This window comes from Streptomyces sp. NPDC005811, from assembly GCF_040630405.1.
GTDB lineage: Bacteria > Actinomycetota > Actinomycetes > Streptomycetales > Streptomycetaceae > Streptomyces.
Map to the genome: position 1 here is coordinate 97,591 of NZ_JBEXXK010000014.1, position 20,116 is coordinate 117,706.

Here is a 20,116-nt window from a genome sequence, read left to right on the forward strand (position 1 = left end):
GAGTGCGGCGGGGAGGGGCACCCGCCCCGGCCTGGGGGGAAGCGCCGGCTCAGCCGGTCAGCGCGGCGGTCTCCGGCGCGAAACGGCCCAGGCGCTCGGCCGCCTCACGGGCCATACGGCGTACGACGTCGCCCGCGGGCAGGATCTCGCGGACCTGCCCGACCGCCTCTCCGACGATCATGTTCGCGACGTCGAAGTCCTGCTCCGCCACCGCCTGATGGAACTCCGCGACGGCCTCGGGCATATGGGCGACCAGGTCCGCCTCACGGCCGTGCCAGCGGTCCACGAACGGGTTGCGCAGCAGGCGCCCGTCGAACTCGGACGGCCAGGGGTATTGGCGCACGATGTCGTAGACCCGGGTGCGGACCGTGTCGTCGCCGCCGGCCGCCACGGCGCGGCGGTGGGCGAGGGGGGAGACGGCAGCCTCCTCGGTCGCCCAGAAGCGGGTTCCGGCGAGGACGCCGTCCGCCCCGAGGGCGAGCGCCGCGGCGAGTCCACGGCCGTCGGCCACGCCGCCCGCGGCGACCAGCAGCGTGTCGGGGGCCCGGGCGGCGATCAGGTCCGCGATGTCGGGGACGAGGGTGAAGGTCGAGCGCGATCCGACGCCGTGTCCGCCGGCCTCGCCCCCTTGCCCGACGACGACGTCGGCTCGCGCGTCGATGGCCTGGCGGGCCTGGTCGAGGGTGTGCACCTGGCACAGCAGGGGCACACCGGCGGCGCGGATCCGGTCGGCGAAGGGCGTCGGGTCGCCGAAGGACAGCATGACCGCGGCGGGTTCGTGCGCCAGGGCGAGGTCGAGGAGTCCGGGACGGCGCGCCAGGCTCCAGGTGATGAAGCCGCAGCCCACCCGGGTGCCGTGCACCGCGCCGAGTTCGCGCTCCAGCCACTCCCTGTCGCCGTAGCCACCCCCGATCATGCCGAGGCCGCCGGCCGTGGCCACCGCGGTGGCGAGCCGGCCTCCGGACACCACGTCCATGGGAGCGAGCACGACGGGGTGCTCGATACCGAAAGCCTGGGTGAGACGGGTTTTCAACAAGGCGAAGTCCCCTTTGTCCGGGCGACCGCCCGCGTGTACGTCCGGCGGGCGGTGCGGCGTTAGGAGGACAGTAGGTTCGCCGAGGATTCCGATCCAACGATTGCTTGCGATGGGAGCCATCGCTGAGGGAGAACCGCCGGGTGACCGGCAGATGGCGCCCGGCCGACTAGCCGGTGGCGGCCGAGGAGCCGCCGACCATGCGCAGCACCGGCGGGGTCTGGTCGACGGCCTGTGCGTGGCCGAGGAAACGCGTCAGGGCCGCGGAGGGCGGTACGTCGGCCCGCCGGACGAACACGGTCTCGCAGCGTGCCTCGTCCTCCGGCAGCTCGTGGACCCGGAGCTGGTCCCGCCCGCCGTACTGCTCGATCGCGACCGACGACAGCAGGCTGATGCCCATCCCCGCGCTGACGCAGCCGAGGATTCCCTCCACCGTTCCCAGCTCCGTGCAGCGCACGCCGATCGCGCCGCGGGCGTGCAGGATGCTCTCCAGCCGGCGGCGGTAGGCGCAGCCCGTGCGGAAGACGAGGATCTTCGGATCGCGCAGCACGCTCTCCAGGTCGGTCACCCGGCGCGCGGTGACGAGCACCAGGCGTTCGACGAAGACGGAGGTCTCGACCAGGTCCGGCTGCTGCACCGGCCCGGCGACCAGGGCGGCGTCGAGGCGGTATTCGAGGACGTCCCGGACGAGCTGCTCGGTGGGCCCGGTGACCAGGGAGAAATCGACCCGGGGGCATTCCTCGGTGAAGGCGGCCATGACACCGGGCAGCCGCATGCCGGCCGTGGTCTCCATCGCGCCGATCCGCAGCGGTCCGCACGGGTCGCTCTCGTCCCCGATGACGTGGAGCGCCTCGTCGACGAGCCTGCTGATGCGTTCGGCGTAGGGCAGCAACTGCTCGCCGACGTTCGTCAGTGCGACGCCCCGCGCATGCCTGCGGAACAGGGCGGCGCCGAGCTCCTTCTCCAGGGCGTGCACGCGGGCGCTGACGTTCGACTGCACGGTGTGCAGTTCCTGCGCCGCCTTGGTGATGCCGTTCGTGCGTGCGACGGCCAGGAATATCCGCAGGTCGGAAACTTCCATGTCGACCTCTCTGAGGGCCCGGGGTGGCTGGGAGCATACCCGCGTCGCCGAGATCCCCGCCGACGCCCGCTGGAGTGCCGGCGGGGATCGGGTCACTTGCGCCAGTAGTCGTTGGCGGCGGCGATGGTCTGGAATTCGATGGCCACGACCTGGGCCGCCTCGATCAGGCTTTCCGGGGTGGTGGCGTAGTTGGGCCGGCCGCCCTTGAGGACGTCCAGGTCGGGCTGGATGTTGTGAACGGTATGGCGGGCCAGGGTCAGCGCCAGGGCCCGTCCTTCCTCCGGAGTACTGGTGATCAGGGAATTCCCGGGAACGAGGATCAACCCCTCGTCAGGTACGCGGTTCATGGCGTCACCGTACACCCGGGTTCCATAAAAACTTTGCTTCACGCGCATATGATGTCGAATATCGGCAGAGTCGCCGATGGGCGGCAGGAAGCGAGAACGTGCATGTTCGCCTGGGAATTCGTGCCGGATTCGACACTGCGGGACACGGTCGACGTCCTGGCGGCGCGTCTGGTGGAGTTCGCCGGCGCGATCGTCATCTTCGTCGGCGCGCTGATCGCATTCCTTCGCTTCGTCATCGATACCTTCACGGCGGCCCGTTACTCGAAAGATCGGAAAGATACTCCGGTCGAGGACTTCAACCGCATTCGTCTCGGCCTGGGCCGCTATCTCGCCCTCGGCCTGGAGTTCCAGCTCGCCGGGGACATCCTGCGCACCGCGGTGGCCCCGACGTTCACCCAGATCGGCCAGCTCGCCGCCATCGCCGCGATCCGGACCGCGCTGAACTACTTCCTCGGCAAGGAGATCAAGGAACAGCGCCAGGAGGTGGAGCGGACCGCCGGCGCCGGGGCGAGTCCGTCGGGCGGGACGCCGTGACGGCCGCCCTGGGGCAGCTCGCGGGGCAGCTCGCCCTCCTGATCACGGCGATGGGGCTGGTGGCCGCGGTCCTCACCGTCGTCCGGCTGCACCGGGTGCAGCCGGCGGTGGCGTTGCTGTCGGACTTCCTGCTGGGAGCGGGCCTGATCCGGCTGGCCGGACACCCGACCTGGGCGTCGCTCGCGGTGGCCGCCGCCACGGCCGCCGTGCGCATCCTCCTCAACATGAGTCTGCGGGCAGGCCTTGGCGGCAACCGCAGCTGACATGCCGGAGCGGGGTTCCGCCACGTCCGGTGCGTGGCGGAACCCCGGGGTGCTCGTCCGGATCCGATCAGCTGGTGGGGGCGGGCGCGCGGGAGTCCGTCCGCTCGGGGGTGTCGAGCTGGTCCCAGACGGCGCGGACGAACCGGTTGTCCCTGCCTCCGCGCAGCAGGGTCAGGCTGACCACCGCGGACACGGCCGCCACGACGACGGGGTAGGCGAGGCCGGCGAGTGTGTTGCCCGTCGACGTGGTGAGCGAGAGCGCGATGAGCGGCATGAACCCGCCGAAGACCCCGGCGCCCAGGTGGTAGGAGACCGACAGGCCGGTGTAGCGGATACGGGGCGGGTACAGCTCGGTGAGGTAGGCGGCCGTCGGGGCGTACACCATGGCGCTGAACACGATCTGGAGCGTCACCGCGACGACGACCTGTGCCCAGGAGTGGTCGGCGGCGGCCGCGCGGATCCATGCGTACAGCGGCAGGAAGGAGGCGGCGGACAGCACGAGGCCCGCGACGACGACGGGCTGGCGGCCGTAGCGGTCGGAGAGCCGGCCGAACAGGAGGTAGGAGGGGGTGCCGAGGACGAGCGCCACCGCCATGCAGAGGTTGGTGGTCAGGAAGTCGACCTTCAGCACGCTCTGCAGGAAGTACAGGGCGTAGAACTGGCTGGTGTACCAGACGGCTCCCAGTCCGGCGGTCAGGCCGAACAGGGTGAGCAGGACGAGGCGGAGCGAGCGGGGGTTGCCGAGGGTCTCGCGGACGGGCGCCCGGGAGAGGGTGCCCTGGGCCTGCATGCGGGTGAACACGGGGGATTCGTGGAGCCTCAGCCGCATGCGCAGGGACAGCAGGACGAGGACGGAGGAGAGCAGGAAGGGGATGCGCCAGCCCCAGGAGGTGAAGGTGTCCTCGCCGAGCAGGACCCGGCAGGCGACGACGACACCGAGGGACAGCAGCAGTCCGAGGGTGGCCGTGGTCTGCAGGAAGCTGGTGTACGTGCCCTTGCGGCCGGCGGGGGAGTGTTCGGCGACATAGGTGGCGGCGCCGCCGTACTCACCGCCCACCGCGAAGCCCTGGAGCAGGCGCAGCAGCACCAGGAGGACGGGAGCCGCCGTGCCGATGGTGTCGTACCGGGGGAGGCAGCCGATGAGGGTGGTGGCGGCGCCCATCACGACGAGGGTGGTGAGGAAGGTCTTCTTGCGGCCGACGCGGTCGCCCAGCCGGCCGAAGAACACCGCCCCGAGGGGGCGCACCACGAAGCCGGTGCCGAAGGCCGCCACGCTCACCAGCAGGGCGAGGTTGGACTCGCCGGTGGGGAAGAAGAGGCCGGAGAAGACGACGGCGAGGCTGCCGTAGACGAAGAAGTCGTACCACTCGATGAGCGTGCCGGTGCTGGACGCGGTGATGATGCGGCGCAGTTCCCGTGGGGTGGTCTGCGAGGGCTGGGGACTGGACAAGGGCGATCCTTCCCGATGCCGGAGCGGCGTTAGAGGGACAGTAGGTTCGCCGGGATTTCAGATCCAACGATTGGTTGTGATGGGAGCCATCGCCTCCGGAGAACGAACGCGACGGCGCCCCGTCCCTGCGGGGGGACGGGGCGCCGTCGGGGAGACGGAAGGTGCGTCAGCGGCCCGGTACGGGCAGGAGGCCCTCCGTGTACTGGGCGCGCCCGAAGCCGAAGGACCAGTCCTGGTGGGTGTTCTCCATGATGCTGATGAAGACGTCCTCACCACGGATGCCGAGGGGTTCCAACTGCTTGGCGACGGCCCGGAAGACGCTCTGCTTGACCTCCGAGGTCCGTCCCGTCTGGGTGAAGATCTGGATCATCACGAGTCCGTCGGTGCGTTCGAAGCCGAGGCCGGCGTCGAGGGCGATGACGTGATCCGCGTCGTGCTCGGTGATGACCTGGAACCTGTCCCGCTCCGGGATCTCCAGGACGTCCACGAGCGCCCGGTGGGCCGCGTCGGCGATCGCCCTGATCTCCTCGGGACGGCGTCCGCGGATGAGGTCGATCCGTACGAATGGCATGCGTGTGGCTCCTTGCTCGGTGGTGAGGTCGGTCGATGACGGTCGTGAGCGGCGGCGGGGGCGGCTCAGCGAGGCAGCGGCACCCAGGTCCCATGGGGTGCGGCGCGCAGCAGGGAGGACAGGCCGGCCTCGTGGAAGGCCAGCTCGATCTCCGGCAGTCCTTCGGAGAAGTGGGCCCAGCCGTCGTAGTGGGCCGGGACCACCGTACCCGCGCCCAGGACGGCTGTCGCGGCGGCGGTGCCGCGGCCGTCCAGGGACAGGGGCCGTCCGTCGAACTTCGCCGGGACGCGGGCGGCTCCCGCGTGCAGGACGGCCACGTCGATGCCGGACACCCGGCGGGAGATCTCCGCGACCGCGCGGATCGAGGCGTTGTCACCGCTGAGGTACACGGTGGGCAGCCCCTGCCCGGACAGCACGAAGCCGGTGACCTCGCAGTTGACGTTGCCGTCGGCGTCGCGCTCGCCGTCCTCGGGGCCGTGGACGGCCGGCACCGCCCGCACGGTCAGCTCACCGCCGCCGTCGCCGCGCGGCACGGAGCGGGTGGCCCAGGGCGGGAGACCGACGGCCGGTGAGCCGAGCCGACGGGCGGCCGAGGGACCGGTGAGGATCAGCGGCGCCCTCTTCGCGAACGCACGGCCCCGCTCGTCGAGGTTGTCCGGATGCGCGTCATGGCTGACGAGGACGAGATCGACCTCGCCCACGCCCGCCTCGTCGACGGCCGGCCCGGCCGTCTTGGTCAGGTACCCGTGCGGTCCGGCCTCGTCGAAGGTCGGATCACTGACGATGCGCAGACCGCCGAGGTCGATCACGGCCGTGGGTCCGCCGAGCACGGTGACCGCGCACTCCTGCCTGGGCAATCCTGTGCTCATCGTGGGCCTCGCTGCATGGTTCCGATGGTCTCGCTCACGAACGCAAACGCTAGTCAGCGTCCCGGCCCCTGAGAAATGCCTGTGCTGAGGCATCCATGCCTGCTGGACATGGATGCCGGACATGGATGCCGCTCACCTCGACCGGACGGGCGGTGTCACTCCGCTCCGTGCGATACGGCGGCGTCAAGGAACCGGCGGATCAGCGTCCGCTGGGCGTCGGGCAGATGGACGAGGCTGACGGGGATCGGCGGCGCGTCGGTGAGCGGGAGGTAGCGGACGGCGGGGTGCTGGGTGCGGCGCTGCGCGACCTCGGGGACGATGCCGATCCCACGGTTCGCGGCCACCGTCTCCAGCCATTCGTCGTAGTTGGCCGTCTCGATGATCTGCGTCGGGCGCTGGTCCACGGGCCATGACCAGGGCCCCGTGGTGCCGCTGACCGTGTTGACGACGAGGGGCCAGTACCGCACGTCCGCCCAGTCCAGATGACCGAAGCGGGTCAGATCGCAGCGCTCGGAGCATACGGCGATGCGCGGCTCGTCGTACAGATGCGTGATCCGCGCCTCCTTCGGCGCGTCGAACTCACCCCTCACCAGGGCGATGTCGACGGTGCGCCGGCGCAGCGCCTGGAGCGGATCGTCGGTGCGGGTCAGGGCGACCGAGGCCCCGGTGCTCTCCTCGAATCGGCTGATGGTCCGCTGCGCCCAGGGATCGGGCAGCAGCCAGCTGAAGCCGAGCCGGAGGGCGACCCGCTGGCCCACGACGGCCAGGGCCTGGTCCATGGTCGCGAGGACCCGCTCCGCCTGGACGAGGAACTCGGCGCCGGTGTCCGTGAGTTCGACGTGCCGCGAGGACCGGTCGAGCAGGCGGACACTCAGCTGGCCCTCCAACTGCGCGATCGTCCGGCTCAGCGCCGGCTGCGTGATCAGCAGTTCCTCGGCGGCCCGGGAGAACGAACGATGGCGGGCCACGGAAGCGAAGGCCCGCAGGTGACGGAGTTCGACGTCCATGCCCTTCGCGCCCCTCACCCGCGTCCATGCCCGCTGTGCATAGCAGCAGCCTAATCGGCATTTCACCGCCGTGAACCCGCTGCCTAGCGTGAGAGACCGCCGCCGGAGCCACAGAGGAAGGTGATCGAGCCGTGCAGCCGTCAGCCGAGCCCAGGCCGGGTGGGGAGCGTCCCTGGACCGTGGTCGCCCAAGGGGCGGCCGCGCCGGCCGCGGGCATGGGCATCGGCCGGTTCGTCCACACGCCGATCCTCCCGCTCATGCACACCCAGGCCGGACTCTCCGCGGGGCTGGGGGCGAGCCTGGCCACGGCCAACTTCGCCGGCTACCTCGCGGGCGCCCTGGCCGCCATCGCCATCCCCGCGATCGTGGGATCGGCGGCCGTCCTCCGCAGCTGTCTCGTCGCCCTGGTCGTCACGCTCGCGCTGATGCCGGTCACCCACGACGGCACCTCCTGGATCGTGCTGCGCCTCGGGGCCGGCGCCGCCAGCGCGCTGATCTTCGTGATCGCCGGCAGCGCCGTGCTCGGCCGACTGCGTGCGCACGGCCACCATCTGACCGGCTGGGCCTTCGGCGGGGTCGGTGCCGGCATCGCCCTGTCCGGCCTGGCGGTCCTCGCCGTGCAGACGGCCGCCTCCTGGCGGGCGGCCTGGTGGATCTGCGCCGTCCTCGCGAGCGCGCTCACCGCGCTCGCCTGGCCCCTCACCCCGGAGCCCGCACCCCGGCGGGGCCGGGACGGCGCGCCCGCCGAACGGCCGCGCACCCGCCGCTGGTTCCTCGCCCTGCTGGCCAGTTACACCTTCGAGGGCATCGGCTACATCATCGCCGGCACCTTTCTGGTCGCCGCCGTCCGGCAGAGCGCCGAGGGCTGGATCGGCAGCGGCGTCTGGATCGTGGTCGGGCTCGCCGCCCTGCCCTCGTGCGCGCTGTGGGGCGGACTCGCCCGGCGCTGGTCGCGGCCCGTTCTGCTGCTCGGCTCGCTGACCCTCCAGGCGGTCGGCATCGCGCTGCCGGCGCTGCACGGCGGGTCCACCCCCGCGCTGGTGTCCGCCCTGCTGTTCGGCGCCACCTTCATGGGCGTCAGCACGACGGCCCTGGCCATCGGCACGCATCTTCAAGTGCCCCGAGCCGTCGCCCTGTTGACCGCCGGATACGGCGCCGGGCAGATCCTCGGCCCGCTGCTCGCCGCCCCGCTGCTGCGCCACGGCTACCGGCAGGCGCTCCTGCTGGGCAGCGCGATGGTCGTCGTGGCCGCCCTCGCGGCCGCCGCCGTCTGCGTCCGCTTCCCGCACCACCTCGGTGCCGTGACCCCGGCGCCCTGACGCCCTCGCCCTCCAGGAGGAACGGCCATGAGCAGCCTGCTGTCCGCGCTCGGAGCGGACCTTCCGATCGTCGCGGCGCCCATGGCCGGGGGACCGAGCACCCCGGCCCTGGTCACCGCGGTCGCCCGTGCGGGAGGCCTGGGCTTTCTGGCCGGCGGGTACAAGAGCGCCCAGGCGCTCGCCGGGCGGATCCACTCCACCCGTGCGGAGGACGTCGCGTTCGGCGTCAACCTGTTCGTCCCGAACCCGGTCCCGGTCCCCCTCGAGGCGTACCGGCGGTACGCGCAGGCGATGCGGGCGGAGGCCGACCGTTACGGGCTGACCCTGCCCGAGGACCCGATCGAGGACGACGACCACTGGCGGGACAAGATCGACCTGCTGACCTCCGCACCCGTCCCCTGGGTCTCCTTCACCTTCGGCATCCCGGACCACGCGGTCGTGCGCGCTCTCCGCAGGGCCGGCAGCACCGTGCTCCAGACCGTCACCTCGGCGGACGAGGCACGTCGGGCGGCGGATGCGGGCGTGGACGCGCTGATCGTGCAGGCGGCCGCCGCCGGTGGACACTCGGCCACGCTCACCCCGCAACGACCGCCGGACCCGGTCCGGCTGCCCGACCTGATCGCCGCGGTCCGCCGCGTGGTCACCCTGCCCGTCATCGCCGCCGGAGGCATCGGCACCGCCGACGACGTGGCGGCCGCGCTGCGCGCCGGCGCGGCAGCCGCCATGGTCGGGACGGTCCTGCTGCGCACGCGCGAGAGCGGGGCGTCCGCCCCGCACCGCAGGGCTCTGGCCGATCCGGACTTCGGCACCACCGTGGTCACCCGTGCCTTCACCGGCAGGCCCGCCCGCGCCCTGCGCAACCGCTTCACCGACGCGTACGACGGCCTCGCCCCGGCCGGCTATCCCGCGCTGCACCACCTCACCGGCCCCCTCCGCATGGCCGCCACCGCGGCCGGTGACCCGCACCGGATCCACCTCTGGGCGGGAACCGGACACCGTCGGGCGAGGGCGGAGCCCGCCGCGAACACCCTGGAGCGACTCGCCCGCCGACTCTGAACTCCGCACCCGTCCATAAGTTGAGGGCACTCTCAAGTTAAGTGTTACAGTCTCATCTTGAGGTGCTGCTCAACTTATTGGAGGTGGCCGCGATGGCCTTGACGATCGACGTGTGGGCGGACGTTCTCTGTCCCTGGTGCTACATCGGCGAACAGCGCCTGGACAAGGCGATCGAGCGGTCTCCGCGCGCCGGTGACATCGAGCTGAGGGTGCACACCTTCCAGCTCGACCCGACCGCTCCCACCACGGTCGCCCCGACCCTGGACTACCTCTCCGGGAAGTACGGGGTGGGCGCGGCACAGGCCCGCGCCATGGAGGAGGGCATGGCCCGGAAGGCCGCGGACGAGGGGCTGCGCTACGCGGTCGACCGGCCGGCGCGCAACACGCTGGACCTGCTGCGGCTGGTCCATCTCGGCAAGGAGCACGGCGTCGGCTGGGAGTACCTCCGCGCGATGCAGGCGGAGGTGTTCGCCGGAAACGACGACGCCTTCGAGCAGGGCACCCTGCTCCGGATCGGCGAGGACCTCGGCGTCCCCGGCGACGAGATCCGCGAGGTCCTCGCCACCGACCGTTACACCGACGCCGTGCGGGCCGACCACGACCGGGCCGTGAGCCTGGGCGCCCGGGGCGTGCCGTTCACCGTGCTCGGCGAGCGCCTGGGGATCCCCGGCGCCGTGAGCACCGGCGAGTACGCCCGGGCCATCGACGAGGCGTGGGAGCGGGCCGGTGGCTGAGACGACCCCCGAGCCGGTGGCGCCGCTGCGCTTCGTCCAGGGCGAAGCCGACGGCCACTGCGATCCGGTGAGCGGCGTGTGCGCGGTGCCGGGCGCCGTCCCGACCGGGCCGGCCGACGACGACGTACCCACGGAACACGTACCCACGGAACAGGAACCACAGCGATGATTCTCGTCACGGGCGCCACCGGCAACCTCGCCGCCGCGGCCATCGACCACCTGCTCACCCGGGTCGGACCCGACCGCGTCGTCGCCCTCGCGCGGAGCGAGGCGAAGGCGGCACCGCTGCGCGCCAGAGCCGTCGCCGTGCGGCTGGGGGACTACGGCGACCCGGCCGCCCTCGCCCACGCGATGGACGGCGTCCGCAAGGTGCTGCTCGTCTCCTCCAACGACCACGGCAACCTGCTGACGCACCACCAGAACGTCATCCGGGCCGCGGAGAAGGCGGGTGTCGAGCACGTGGTCTACACGGGCACGGCGGTGAGGGACTCGGATGCCTCACCGATGAGCCCGATGCTGACCGCGCTCCTGCGCACCGAGGACCACCTCCGGAGCAGCGGCCTCACGCACACCGTCCTCCGCAACACCATGTACACGGACGCGCTGCCCGTCTTCCTCGGCGCGGACGTCCTCGAACGCGGCATCGACCTGCCCGCGGGGGACGGCCGGATCCCGTTCGCGCTGCGCCGGGAGATGGGCGAGGCCGCGGCCAACGTCCTTCTCCAGGACGGGCACGAGGGGAAGACCTACGAACTCACGGCACCTGAGGCCCACACGATCGAGGACGTCGCCCGCGTGCTGTCCGAGCGCTCCGGCAAGCCGGTCCCGTACACGAGCCCGGAGCCGCAGGAGTTCACGGACGGCCTGCGCGCCGCCGGCGTCCCGGAACCCGGCGCGGCGCTCCTCTCGGCGTTCGTCACCGACATGCGCGAGGGCCGGTACGACATCGTCACGCGGGACCTCGAAGACCTGCTGGGGAGGAAGCCCGCGTCGCTGGACGCGAGCCTCCGCGAGGTCTACCGGCTCTGACCGCCCTCACGGACCCCTGTCCCCGGCTCCCCGTTCCTCCCCACCTCTTGCTCCTGGAGTTTCCATGGCCACTCTGCTGCACATCGACTCGTCGGTCCTGCCCGTTTCCGCGTCGGCGTCGCGCTCCCTCGCGGAGCTCTTCCGCGCGACCTGGCTGGAGCAGCACCCGGAGGGCACGGTCGTCCACCGCGACCTCGCCGTGCACCCCGTGTCCCACCTCACCGCCGCCGCCCACCACGCCGGCTACCTCGACCCCGCCCGGCACGACGGGGAGCAGGCCGCGGCCTTCGCCGAGCGCAAGGAGCTGATCGAGGAGCTCGAAGCCGCGGACGCCGTCCTGATCGGCGCCCCGATGTACAACCTCTCGGTGCCCTCCACGCTCAAGGCCTGGATCGACAACGTGGTCCTGATCGGGCGCACCGCCCTGGGCGCGGCCACCCTTCAGGGCAAGCACGTCACGGTCGTCACCAGCCGCGGCGGCGCCTACGGCCCGGGCACGCCCCGGGAGGGCTACGACTACGTGCAGAACTACCTCGAAGGCGTCTTCGGGATGATGCTCGGCATGGAGATCGAGTTCATCGTCCCCGAGCTGACCGGCGCCCCGGTCGACCCGGCCATGGCCGAGCTGCTGCCCCTGTACGAGGCGTCCCGCAGCCGTACCCGCGAAGAGGCCACGGCCCTGGCCGAGCGACTGGCCGCACGCCTCGGCGAGGCCGCGTGAGCAGCGGCCGGCGTCAGCACCTCCGTGCCGGTCGGTCCGGGCGTCACATCGGCCCGGACTCGCCCAGTTCCCTCATGAACGTGTCCACCTGACGGGGCGACAGCGGCTGCACGGGCAACGGGTGCGCGGCTTCCGCGCGCAGCCCGTCCAGGAGGAATCCGATGCTGCGCCGCCAGGCCTCCGGCGCCGCCTGCGCGGTGTGCCGGACGAGCATCGCCGTGGACCACCAGACGAAGAGCATGTCCTCGCGGGTGAAGTCGGCCCGCAGCGCACCCGCCCGCTGCGCCCGCTCGATGATCTGCCGCTCCCGCTCCTCGGTCACCCGGCACACCACCGCCAGCTGTTCGGCCGCGTACCGGCGGGAGATCACGTCGTTCAGCGCGGGATCGGACGCCTGGATCCGGCAGACGTCCTCGACATAGCCGGCGAAGCCCTCCCACGGGTCCTCGTGGGCCAGCGCCTTCTCCACCACCTTGTCCAGGGTGTCCTTGGCGAGATCCGGCATGACCGCGTCGATCAGCGCCTCACGGGAGCCGAACCGGTTGTACAGCGTGCCCGTGCTCACCCCGGCCCGCTGGGCGATCTCCTCCAGCGGGGCGTGCAGCCCCTTCTCCCGGAAGACCTCGACGGCCGCCGCCTTGAGCTTCTCGATGTTGCGACGCGCGTCCGCACGCAGGCCGGCTTTCGCCACGGAACCCTCCTCACAACTTGACGCTGTCGCCAAGTTTAGTGGTCCCGCACGGGGCGGGCTCCGACGTCCGCCCTGCCCCGCCGCCGGGCGCCCGGATACGCTGAGGGGCTGATCCAGCGTGATCGCGCGAGGTGACGGACCGGCCGGCGGCGAGGGAAGTGAAGGACCATGGTGGAGGGCGCGGCGCGCGAACGGGCGCGGAAGGCACGGGGCGGTCGGGGCACGGCGGCCGGCGCGCGCCCGGTGGTCAGCCGGCGCCGCGAGATCTCTCATGTCAGCGCGCGGTCCCTGCTGATGACCGTGCTGGGCGAGTACGTCCTGCCCCAGGGCCGCCCGGTGTGGACGTCGGCGCTCGTGGAGGCGCTGGCGATGTTCGGGGTGGAGGAGAAGTCGGCCCGTCAGGCGCTCGCCCGGTCCTCGGCGGAGGGCTGGCTGGCCCCGGAGCGGGTGGGCCGCCGGGTGCGCTGGGCGCTGACCCCTCCGGGGCGTCGGCTGCTGACCGAAGGCGCCCGCCGCATCTACGACTTCGGCAGCGACGAGCGGGTCTGGGACGGCACCTGGCTGGTGGTCCTGGTCTCGGTCCCGGAGACCAAGCGGGATCTGCGCCACCAGGTGCGCACCAGACTCACCTGGGCCGGTTTCGGCTCGCCCGAGCCCGGTGTGTGGATCACGCCCCACGCCGACCGTGAGGCGGAGGCGCTCGGCGTCCTGACGGAACTCGGCCTCGCCGACGGCGCGATGTCCTTCACCGCCCGGTACGGGGCCGTGGGCAGCGAGGCGGCCATGGTGGCCCGCGCCTGGGACCTCAGCGAGGTCGAGGACCGCTACGAGGCGTTCATCGACGAGTTCACCGGTCTGCACCCGGCCCCGGCGGACGTCCTGCGCGCGCAGACCCTGCTGGTGCACGAGTGGCGCCGTTTCCCCTTCCTCGACCCGCGCCTGCCGGCGAAACTGCTGCCCGCGGGCTGGAGTGGCGCCAAGGCGGCCGACCTCTTCCACACCCGGCACGCCGAATGGGGCCCGACGGCGCTGGAGCGGTGGAGCGAGCTGACCGGGCGGCACGACGGGACCTGAGCGGGCGCCGCCCGGACTCTGCCGCCCCGGATTCCCTGGGCGAGGAGGACGTCAGCCCGCAGGCGGGTCCGCCCAGGAACCGTCGCGGACCAGGGCGCGGAGCACGTTGCGGCGGATCTTGCCGGTGGGCGTGCGGGGCAGTTCGGCCAGCTTGATCACGCCGCGCGGCCGTTTGAAGGCGGCGAGGCCCTCCCGGCACCAGGTGACCAGGGCCTCCGGATCGACCTCACGGCCCGGCCGCGGCACCACACAGGCGACCGGCTTGTCGAGGCCGTCGGCGTCGGGCGCGCCGACCACGGCGGCCTCCGCCACGTCCGGATGGGCGAGCAGACGTTCCTCGACCTCGGCCGGGGAGACCCAGATGCCGCCGGCCTTGAGCAGGTCGTCGGTGCGCCCCAGGCAGGTGTAGGTGCCGTCGGCGTTGCGGACGTAGGTGTCGCCGGTGCGCACCCGGTCGCCGAGGAAGACCCGACGGCTGGTCTCGGCCCGGCACCAGTAGCCGGTGGCGGCGGACTCGCCCCGGACGTACAGCTCACCGGGTGTGCCGTCCCCCTCGATCACCCGGCCCTCGGCATCGCGCAACTCCACGGCATACCCCGGAACAGGTTCGCCGGAGGAGCCCGGGTGGACCCGGCCCGGGCGATTGGAGACGAAGATGTGCAGCATTTCGGTGGACCCGATCCCGTCGAGCACCTCCACGCCGAACCGCCGCAGCATCTGCTCGTACATCCGCGCGGGCAGCGCCTCACCGGCCGACACACCCAGTCGTACGGTGGCGAAGGCGTCGTCCGGGATGTCGGCGCCCGCGAGGAGGGGACCGTAGAAGCTGGGTGTGCCGAACAGGACGCTGGCCCGGTCACCGGCCGCCCGCTTCGCGAAGAGCGCGGGCGACGGTCTGGCGGGTTCCAGCAGCGCCGTGCCACCGGAGGCCAGCGGGAAGAACATCGAGTTGCCGATGCCGTACGCGAAGAAGAGCTTGGCGACCGACAGACAGCGGTCCTCGGGCCCGATGCCCAGGACCCGCTGCCCGTAGTTCGCGGCGACGGTCCTGATGTCGATGTGCCGGTGCATGGCCGCCTTGGGCGTGCCCGTGGTGCCCGAGGTGTACAGCCACAGGGCGGGCGAGTCCGGCCAGGTCGCGTACGGCCGGTCGTCGGTGCCCGCGTCCAGCAGCGCCCGCCAGCCGCGGCCCCGCACCCGGACCGGCAGTCCCGTGCGGTCGTCCCCGGTCAGGACGGCGTGTTCCACCTCCGGCGCCTCCTGGAGCGCCGCGCGGACGACCGGGGCGAACTCGGCCGAGCCCAGCACGACGCGGCAGCGCGAGTCGGCCACCAGCCTGCCCAGCTCGCCCCCGGTGAGCATGGTCGAGGCGGGCACCGCGACGGCACCGATGCGGAAGGCGGCGAGGATGCCGGTGAACAGCTCCACGTCGTCCACCATGCACATCAGGACGCGTTCCTCCGGCCGCACGCCCAGGGCGCGAAGTCCCGCCGCCACCCGGCGGACCTCGCCGGACAGTTCCTCGTACGTCAGCGTCCTGGTCGGGGTGACGAGGGCGGTGCGGGCGCCGCGGCCCTCCCGCAGGTGCCGGTCGACCAGGTGGTCCGTCGCGTTGAACACCTCGGGCATCGGGTTCACCTCACACCAGGCGGACGTACGCGTAGTCGAGCGGCTTGCCGTTGATCCCGTTGACCGGGGGCGCGACCCAGTGGGCGACCTTGCCCCGCTCGTGGACGGGCTGCATGAGCGAGCGTACGAACGCCAGGTCCTCGGCGGTGGGCAGCCAGTGGCGGCGCGACGCCTCCCAGGTCTGCTCGTCGACGACGGTGCCGTCCGGGGTGATGTGGTGACCCGAGGCGAGACCGACCCGGCGGTTGAAGCCCGGGTGCGGGAGCCTCAGCCGGAAGTCGATCCCGTGGCCGTCCAGGATGCGGTTCCAGCGCTTGAGGCCGTTCTCGCAGTCGGCGATGTACGCGTCCCGCAGGTCCAGGTTGAGGGCGAGCAGCGCGGGGACCTCGTCGACGGCCCAGGTGCCGTCGGCGTCCGGCCTGTCCAGGAAGGCGCTGTCGTCGGTGAGCCGGTGGCCGTCCCGGCGGCGCTCCTCCTGCCAGCGGCCCTTGAGCCCCGCCGTGTAGTAGTTCGCCGCGTTGGTGGAGGTCTCGGAGCCGAACAGGTCCAGGGACACCGTGTAGTGGAAGTTGATGTACTTCTGGACGAGGTCGAGCGGGATACCGCCGCAGGCGGCGATGTCGAGGGTGTCGTGCTCGCGGACGAGCTCGGCGCTGCGGGTCACCACCCGGTCGACGCCGGTGGTGCCGACCATCATGTGGTGCGCCTCCTCCTTCAGCATGAAGGAACAGGTCCGCGACAGCGGGTCGAAGGCGCTCTCCCTGAGCGAGCCCAGCTGGTACTTGCCGTCGCGGTCGGTGAAGTACGTGAACATGTAGAAGGCCAGCCAGTCGGTGGTCTCCTCGTTGAACGCCCCGAGGATGCGGGGCGAGTCGGGGCTGCCGGAGTTGCGGTACAGCAGCGCCTCGGCCTCCTCGCGCCCCTCGCGTCCGAAGTAGGCGTGCAGCAGGTAGACCATGGCCCACAGGTGCCGGCCCTCCTCCACGTTGACCTGGAAGAGGTTGCGCAGGTCGTACAGGCTGGGCGCGGTCAGGCCCAGCAGACGCTGCTGCTCGACGGAGGCGGGCTCGGTGTCCCCCTGGACGACGATGAGCCGCTGGAGGTCGGCCCGGTACTCGCCGGGCACCTGCTGCCAGACGGCCTCGCCGCGGTGCTCGCCGAAGGCGATACGGCGGTCGGGGGTGGGCTCGGCGAGGAAGACGCCCCAGCGGTAGTCGGGCACGTCGACATGGTCGAAGTGGGCCCAGCCGTCGCGTCCGACGGAGACGGCGGTGCGCAGGTAGACGCCGCGGTTCTCCAGCGCGGGGCCCATCTCGCCCCACCAGTCGAGGAACTTGGGCTGCCAGCCCTCCAGCGCCCGCCGCAGGCGCCGGTCGTCGGCGAGGCCGACGTTGTTGGGGATGCGGGAGTCGTAGTCGATCCTGGTCGGCATCGGGTCACACTCGCTTCCGGTCGTAGACCGCCTTGCGGCCGGTGCCGTAGCGGCGCAGCGCGCCCTCGGGGCCGGAGGCGTTGGGGCGGTTGAAGATCCAGTTCTGCCAGGCGGCGAGCCGGCCGAAGATCTTGGTCTCCAGGGTCTCCGGGCCGACGAACCGGTGGTTGGCCTCCATCCCGGTGAGCGCGTCCGGGCTGAGCGCCGCCCGGGCCTCCAGGACGATCCGGATCCCGTCCTCCCAGTCGATGTCGTCCGGGGCGTCGGTGACCAGCCCCAGGTCGTGTGCCCGCCGCGCGCTCAGCGGCCGTCCGGACGCGCGGCGCAGCCGGTCGAGGTGGTCGTCGTCCCGGTAGAACCGGGACTCCAGGCGGGTCAGACCGTTGCCCATGGGCAACGTGCCGAAGTTCGCCGCGGAGAGGTGCAGGGCCGCCCGGTCCCCGCTGTCCGGGTCATCGACCGGCGGGCCGTCCAGCATGTACTGGAGATCGCAGGCGAGGGCCAGCTCCAGCAGCGGGCCCGCGAAGCAGCTGCCCGGCTCGATCAGCGCGATCAGGCTGCGGCTGGTGACGTCGAGGCGCTTCAGGGTGCGCTTGACGTAGTGGACGATCTCGTTGGCGAGCCAGTCGCCCGCGTCGGCGGCGTCCAGCACCGCCCGTTCGTGGGCGAGGACGCGTGCGGGATCGCCCTGCGTGCGCAGCACCCAGATGCCCAGCTCGGTCTCGTTGGTCCGCAGCCGCAGGATCAGGTCGTCCAGTTCCCGGGTGACGGCCAGCAGCCATCCGCAGGCGCCCTGACGGTGGAGCGCGGCGGCGTCGGCGGGCGCGGGGTCCTCGGGGCCGCGTACGGTGATGCGGACCAGGCCGAGCGGACGGTCGTACGCGGCCCGCACATGGCGGTACGCGATGCCGTGTTCCGTGACCTCGCGTTCCAGGGGCGTCAGCGCGACGCCCCGCCCGTCCGCCGGACGGGAGCCCCGCGCGGCCGCCTCCCGTGCGCGTCGCTCGACGACCGCGCGGAAGTCCCGGCGCGGCACGGCCTCGTCGACCAGCCTCCAGTCCACCGCGGTCCTGCCGCGCACGCCGTCGCTTCGGGTGGCGAAGAGATCGGCGAGGTCCTTGCGGACGCGGCGCTTGTCGGTGACCCGGGTGAGCCCGCCGGTGCCCGGCAGGACGCCGAGCAGCGGGACCTCGGGCAGCGCCACGGCCGAGGCGTTGTCGTCGATCAGCAGGATCCGGTCGCAGGCCAGGGCGAGTTCGTAACCGCCGCCCGCGCAGGAGCCGTTGACGGCGGCGATGAAGGTGAGCCCGGAGTGCGCGGAGGCGTCCTCCATGGCGTTGCGGGTCTCGTTGGTGAACTTGCAGAAGTTGACCTTCCAGTGGTGCGGGGAGGCGGCCAGCATCCGGATGTTCGCCCCGGCGCAGAACACCTTCTCCTTGGCGCTGGTCAGCACCACCGAGCGGACCTGCGGATGCTCGAACCGCAGCCGCTGGAGCGCGTCGTAGAGCTCGATGTCCACGCCCAGGTCGTAGGAGTTGAGCTTCAGCTCGTATCCGGGGACCAGGCCGCCGTGCTCGTCGACGTCCATCTCCAGCCAGGCGACCGGTCCGTCCGTGCGCAGCCTCCAGTGCCGGTACGTGTCCGGACTCCGGTCGAAGGACACCTCCACGGGGCCCGCGGCCCGGAACGCCGCGTGCGTGGCCCCGGCCACGTCCGGCTTGTCTGCCACCACCATGACGAGCGCCTCCTCGCGCCGGCCTGGGTTCCGTCAGAGCAATCCTCCACACGAATGACAAAGTGCGTCAAGGTTCTGTAGAACATTGAGTCGTGCTGAGTCGTACGACTGCGCCCGTGCGGGCCGACCGTCGTTCAGCTGGAGGCGTCCTCGACGACGACGCGGCGCACGGTGCGCAGAGTCGACCGGAGACGGTCCGGATCCGTCGAGCCCAGAGCGAGGCGGAGTGCCTGGGGTGTGTGCTTCGAGGTGGTGAAGGGTTCCGCCGTGCTGACCGAGATGCGCTGACGCGCGAGCGTGGCGGTCAGGCGGTCGGCGCGTGCGTCGTCGGGCAGCGCCAGCCAGGTGAAGTACGACGAGGGGTGGCTGATCTGCGGCAGGCCCGCCAGTTCTTGACGGGCGATCACCTGACGGGCCCTGGCGTCGTCCCGTTTCTGCGCTTCCAGACGGTCCACCGTGCCGTCGTCGAGCCACCGGCAGGCGATCGCGGTGGTCAGGGCAGGAGTGTTCCAGGTGGTCGCCCGAATCGCGCGTTCCAGCGCGGGCACCAGGGCCGGCGGGGCGACGACGAAGCCGACGCGCAGGCCGGTGGCGACGTTCTTGGACAGGCCCGAGACATGGACGGTGAGGTCCGGCGCGCTCGCCGCCAGCGGCGGTGGCGGGTCCTCGGCCAGATAGGCGTACGAGGCGTCCTCGACGAGGAGCGGACCGTGCCGCCGGGCGATGTCGATCAGTCGGGTGCGGTCGGCTGCCGGCATGACCCAGCCCAGCGGGTTGTGCAAGGTGGGCATGGTGTAGATCGCGCGCACCGGGCGGGTCGCGCACAGCTGCTCCAGCGCGTCGAGGTCCGGGCCGTCGGCGGTGACGGGGACGGGCTCCAGGTCGAGGCGCAGGGCCTGCGCGAGCACCTTGAAACCCGGGTAGGTGAGCGCGTCGACCGCGACGACGTCTCCGGCGCCGAGCGCGGCCATGACGGTGACCGCCAGGCCGTGCTGCGCCCCGTTGACGACGAGGATCCGATCCGTGTCGGCGGTGATGCCGCGACGCCCGAGGTGGCGTGCGATCGAGGCCCTGTCCTGGGGACGCCCCCGATGGGGTTGATAGCGCAGCAAGGCGTCCAGTTCACCGGAGGTGGCCACCTCGCGCAGCGCCTGCCGCAGGAGATCGGCCTGGTCGGGCAGCGCCGGATAGTTGAAACTGAGGTCGACGGCATCCGTGGCGATGGCCTGCTGATCGATGCCATGACCGGCGGGAACCGCGAGGTCACGCACGAACGTGCCACGGCCCTGTTCCCGGCTCACCAGGCCCATCGCCTCCAGCTCGGCGTACACCCGGGTCGCGGTCACCACGGCGATGCCCTCGCGGGCGGCGAGCGCGCGGTGCGTCGGCAGCCGTACGCCCGCCGCGAGCCGGCCCGACCGGATGTCGGACGCGAGTGCGTCGACCAGGGTCTTGTAGCGCGGGGCTGCCATGCGCCGCATTGTATCCATGACAATTCTTTGACTGTCCTGTTCGCGGGTCCCTACGGTCAGGACCTCCCA

21 protein-coding genes are annotated in these 20,116 nt (G+C 72.1%); 9 read left to right on the forward strand and 12 right to left on the reverse strand.

What is annotated here, in order from left to right; translation table 11 throughout:
- Positions 1-49: 49 nt before the first annotated feature.
- The 3 genes from ABZ490_RS17100 to ABZ490_RS17110 form a co-directional block, all read right to left on the reverse strand.
- A complete protein-coding gene (locus ABZ490_RS17100) occupies positions 50-1,036 on the reverse strand; it encodes a nitronate monooxygenase (protein WP_358990187.1) in 987 nt (328 codons plus the stop codon).
- A gap of 166 nt (positions 1,037-1,202) precedes the next feature.
- Entirely contained in the window at positions 1,203-2,114 is a 912-nt protein-coding gene (locus tag ABZ490_RS17105; protein WP_358990190.1) for a LysR substrate-binding domain-containing protein, read from the reverse strand.
- Between the two features lie 92 nt (positions 2,115-2,206).
- Positions 2,207-2,461 (reverse strand): hexameric tyrosine-coordinated heme protein, encoded by a 255-nt coding sequence (locus ABZ490_RS17110; protein ID WP_358990192.1) that lies wholly within the window; start codon positions 2,459-2,461, stop codon positions 2,207-2,209.
- Between the two features lie 51 nt (positions 2,462-2,512).
- Here ABZ490_RS17110 and ABZ490_RS17115 point away from each other — a divergent pair, with 51 nt between their 5' ends.
- The gene (locus ABZ490_RS17115; RefSeq protein ID WP_358990194.1) at positions 2,513-2,995 is read left to right on the forward strand and encodes a DUF1622 domain-containing protein; all 483 of its coding nucleotides are present in this window, start codon (positions 2,513-2,515) and stop codon (positions 2,993-2,995) included.
- Positions 2,992-3,258 (forward strand): DUF1622 domain-containing protein, encoded by a 267-nt coding sequence (locus tag ABZ490_RS17120; RefSeq protein WP_358990197.1) that lies wholly within the window; start codon positions 2,992-2,994, stop codon positions 3,256-3,258. Before ABZ490_RS17115 ends, ABZ490_RS17120 begins: the two co-directional genes overlap by 4 nt.
- Positions 3,259-3,325: 67 nt before the next feature.
- On the opposite strand, the gene ABZ490_RS17125 is transcribed toward ABZ490_RS17120, so the two are convergent.
- The 4 genes from ABZ490_RS17125 to ABZ490_RS17140 all read right to left on the reverse strand — a co-directional run bounded on the left by ABZ490_RS17125 (position 3,326) and on the right by ABZ490_RS17140 (position 7,155).
- Positions 3,326-4,708: an MFS transporter gene (locus ABZ490_RS17125; RefSeq protein WP_358990199.1), complete on the reverse strand. Its 1,383-nt coding sequence runs from the start codon at positions 4,706-4,708 to the stop codon at positions 3,326-3,328.
- A 166-nt stretch (positions 4,709-4,874) separates the two neighbouring features.
- A complete protein-coding gene (locus ABZ490_RS17130; protein WP_358990202.1) occupies positions 4,875-5,279 on the reverse strand; it encodes a tautomerase family protein in 405 nt (134 codons plus the stop codon).
- Between the two features lie 65 nt (positions 5,280-5,344).
- Positions 5,345-6,148 (reverse strand): MBL fold metallo-hydrolase, encoded by an 804-nt coding sequence (locus ABZ490_RS17135; RefSeq protein ID WP_358990204.1) that lies wholly within the window; start codon positions 6,146-6,148, stop codon positions 5,345-5,347.
- A 155-nt stretch (positions 6,149-6,303) separates the two neighbouring features.
- Positions 6,304-7,155, reverse strand: coding sequence for a LysR family transcriptional regulator (locus tag ABZ490_RS17140; protein WP_358990207.1), 852 nt, complete (start codon positions 7,153-7,155; stop codon positions 6,304-6,306).
- 131 nt (positions 7,156-7,286) lie between these two features.
- On the opposite strand from ABZ490_RS17140, the gene ABZ490_RS17145 reads away from it, so the two are divergent.
- The 6 genes from ABZ490_RS17145 (at position 7,287) to ABZ490_RS17170 (ending at position 12,014) form a co-directional block, all read left to right on the forward strand.
- Positions 7,287-8,474 (forward strand): YbfB/YjiJ family MFS transporter, encoded by a 1,188-nt coding sequence (locus tag ABZ490_RS17145; protein ID WP_358990210.1) that lies wholly within the window; start codon positions 7,287-7,289, stop codon positions 8,472-8,474.
- A gap of 27 nt (positions 8,475-8,501) precedes the next feature.
- Complete coding sequence (locus tag ABZ490_RS17150; RefSeq protein WP_358990213.1) at positions 8,502-9,530, forward strand: nitronate monooxygenase; 1,029 nt, start codon at positions 8,502-8,504, stop codon at positions 9,528-9,530.
- A gap of 92 nt (positions 9,531-9,622) precedes the next feature.
- On the forward strand, positions 9,623-10,264 hold the full coding sequence (locus tag ABZ490_RS17155) for a DsbA family oxidoreductase (protein ID WP_358990216.1): 642 nt from the start codon (positions 9,623-9,625) through the stop codon (positions 10,262-10,264).
- On the forward strand, positions 10,257-10,433 hold the full coding sequence (locus ABZ490_RS17160; RefSeq protein WP_358990218.1) for a hypothetical protein: 177 nt from the start codon (positions 10,257-10,259) through the stop codon (positions 10,431-10,433). Before ABZ490_RS17155 ends, ABZ490_RS17160 begins: the two co-directional genes overlap by 8 nt.
- Complete coding sequence (locus ABZ490_RS17165; protein WP_358990221.1) at positions 10,430-11,293, forward strand: SDR family oxidoreductase; 864 nt, start codon at positions 10,430-10,432, stop codon at positions 11,291-11,293. The genes ABZ490_RS17160 and ABZ490_RS17165 overlap by 4 nt, the downstream gene beginning before the upstream one ends.
- Before the next feature lie 64 nt (positions 11,294-11,357).
- Complete coding sequence (locus ABZ490_RS17170) at positions 11,358-12,014, forward strand: NAD(P)H-dependent oxidoreductase (RefSeq protein ID WP_358990224.1); 657 nt, start codon at positions 11,358-11,360, stop codon at positions 12,012-12,014.
- A 43-nt stretch (positions 12,015-12,057) separates the two neighbouring features.
- Here ABZ490_RS17170 and ABZ490_RS17175 read toward each other — a convergent pair whose 3' ends face one another.
- Positions 12,058-12,705 carry a helix-turn-helix domain-containing protein gene (locus ABZ490_RS17175; protein WP_358990227.1) on the reverse strand — a complete coding sequence of 216 codons (648 nt, stop codon included), beginning with the start codon at positions 12,703-12,705 and terminating at the stop codon, positions 12,058-12,060.
- A 168-nt stretch (positions 12,706-12,873) separates the two neighbouring features.
- On the opposite strand from ABZ490_RS17175, the gene ABZ490_RS17180 reads away from it, so the two are divergent.
- Positions 12,874-13,779, forward strand: coding sequence for a PaaX family transcriptional regulator C-terminal domain-containing protein (locus ABZ490_RS17180; RefSeq protein ID WP_358990229.1), 906 nt, complete (start codon positions 12,874-12,876; stop codon positions 13,777-13,779).
- A 51-nt stretch (positions 13,780-13,830) separates the two neighbouring features.
- Here the strand turns inward: ABZ490_RS17180 and ABZ490_RS17185 are convergent, their stop codons facing one another.
- The 4 genes from ABZ490_RS17185 to ABZ490_RS17200 form a co-directional block, all read right to left on the reverse strand.
- Positions 13,831-15,408 carry a benzoate-CoA ligase family protein gene (locus ABZ490_RS17185; RefSeq protein WP_358990232.1) on the reverse strand — a complete coding sequence of 526 codons (1,578 nt, stop codon included), beginning with the start codon at positions 15,406-15,408 and terminating at the stop codon, positions 13,831-13,833.
- A gap of 10 nt (positions 15,409-15,418) precedes the next feature.
- Positions 15,419-16,840 (reverse strand): benzoyl-CoA 2,3-epoxidase subunit BoxB, encoded by a 1,422-nt coding sequence (gene boxB, locus ABZ490_RS17190; RefSeq protein ID WP_358990235.1) that lies wholly within the window; start codon positions 16,838-16,840, stop codon positions 15,419-15,421.
- 4 nt (positions 16,841-16,844) lie between these two features.
- Complete coding sequence (gene boxC, locus ABZ490_RS17195) at positions 16,845-18,575, reverse strand: 2,3-epoxybenzoyl-CoA dihydrolase (protein WP_358990237.1); 1,731 nt, start codon at positions 18,573-18,575, stop codon at positions 16,845-16,847.
- A 134-nt stretch (positions 18,576-18,709) separates the two neighbouring features.
- Positions 18,710-20,047, reverse strand: coding sequence for a PLP-dependent aminotransferase family protein (locus ABZ490_RS17200; RefSeq protein ID WP_358990240.1), 1,338 nt, complete (start codon positions 20,045-20,047; stop codon positions 18,710-18,712).
- Between the last annotated feature and the right edge of the window lie 69 nt (positions 20,048-20,116).

Bases quoted from the DNA above. Each gene is read 5' to 3' on its own strand.
- ABZ490_RS17155 (WP_358990216.1), top strand. From the start codon at position 9,623: ATGGCCTTGACGATCGACGTGTGGGCGGACGTTCTCTGTCCCTGGTGC.
- ABZ490_RS17200 (WP_358990240.1), bottom strand. From the start codon at position 20,047: ATGGCAGCCCCGCGCTACAAGACCCTGGTCGACGCACTCGCGTCCGAC.
- ABZ490_RS17180 (WP_358990229.1), top strand. From the start codon at position 12,874: ATGGTGGAGGGCGCGGCGCGCGAACGGGCGCGGAAGGCACGGGGCGGT.
- ABZ490_RS17170 (WP_358990224.1), top strand. From the start codon at position 11,358: ATGGCCACTCTGCTGCACATCGACTCGTCGGTCCTGCCCGTTTCCGCG.
- ABZ490_RS17110 (WP_358990192.1), bottom strand. From the start codon at position 2,461: ATGAACCGCGTACCTGACGAGGGGTTGATCCTCGTTCCCGGGAATTCC.
- ABZ490_RS17115 (WP_358990194.1), top strand. From the start codon at position 2,513: ATGTCGAATATCGGCAGAGTCGCCGATGGGCGGCAGGAAGCGAGAACG.
- ABZ490_RS17130 (WP_358990202.1), bottom strand. From the start codon at position 5,279: ATGCCATTCGTACGGATCGACCTCATCCGCGGACGCCGTCCCGAGGAG.
- boxB (WP_358990235.1), bottom strand. From the start codon at position 16,840: ATGCCGACCAGGATCGACTACGACTCCCGCATCCCCAACAACGTCGGC.
- boxC (WP_358990237.1), bottom strand. From the start codon at position 18,575: ATGGTGGTGGCAGACAAGCCGGACGTGGCCGGGGCCACGCACGCGGCG.
- ABZ490_RS17140 (WP_358990207.1), bottom strand. From the start codon at position 7,155: ATGGACGTCGAACTCCGTCACCTGCGGGCCTTCGCTTCCGTGGCCCGC.
- ABZ490_RS17165 (WP_358990221.1), top strand. From the start codon at position 10,430: ATGATTCTCGTCACGGGCGCCACCGGCAACCTCGCCGCCGCGGCCATC.
- ABZ490_RS17150 (WP_358990213.1), top strand. From the start codon at position 8,502: ATGAGCAGCCTGCTGTCCGCGCTCGGAGCGGACCTTCCGATCGTCGCG.
- ABZ490_RS17105 (WP_358990190.1), bottom strand. From the start codon at position 2,114: ATGGAAGTTTCCGACCTGCGGATATTCCTGGCCGTCGCACGCACGAAC.
- ABZ490_RS17135 (WP_358990204.1), bottom strand. From the start codon at position 6,148: ATGAGCACAGGATTGCCCAGGCAGGAGTGCGCGGTCACCGTGCTCGGC.
- ABZ490_RS17185 (WP_358990232.1), bottom strand. From the start codon at position 15,408: ATGCCCGAGGTGTTCAACGCGACGGACCACCTGGTCGACCGGCACCTG.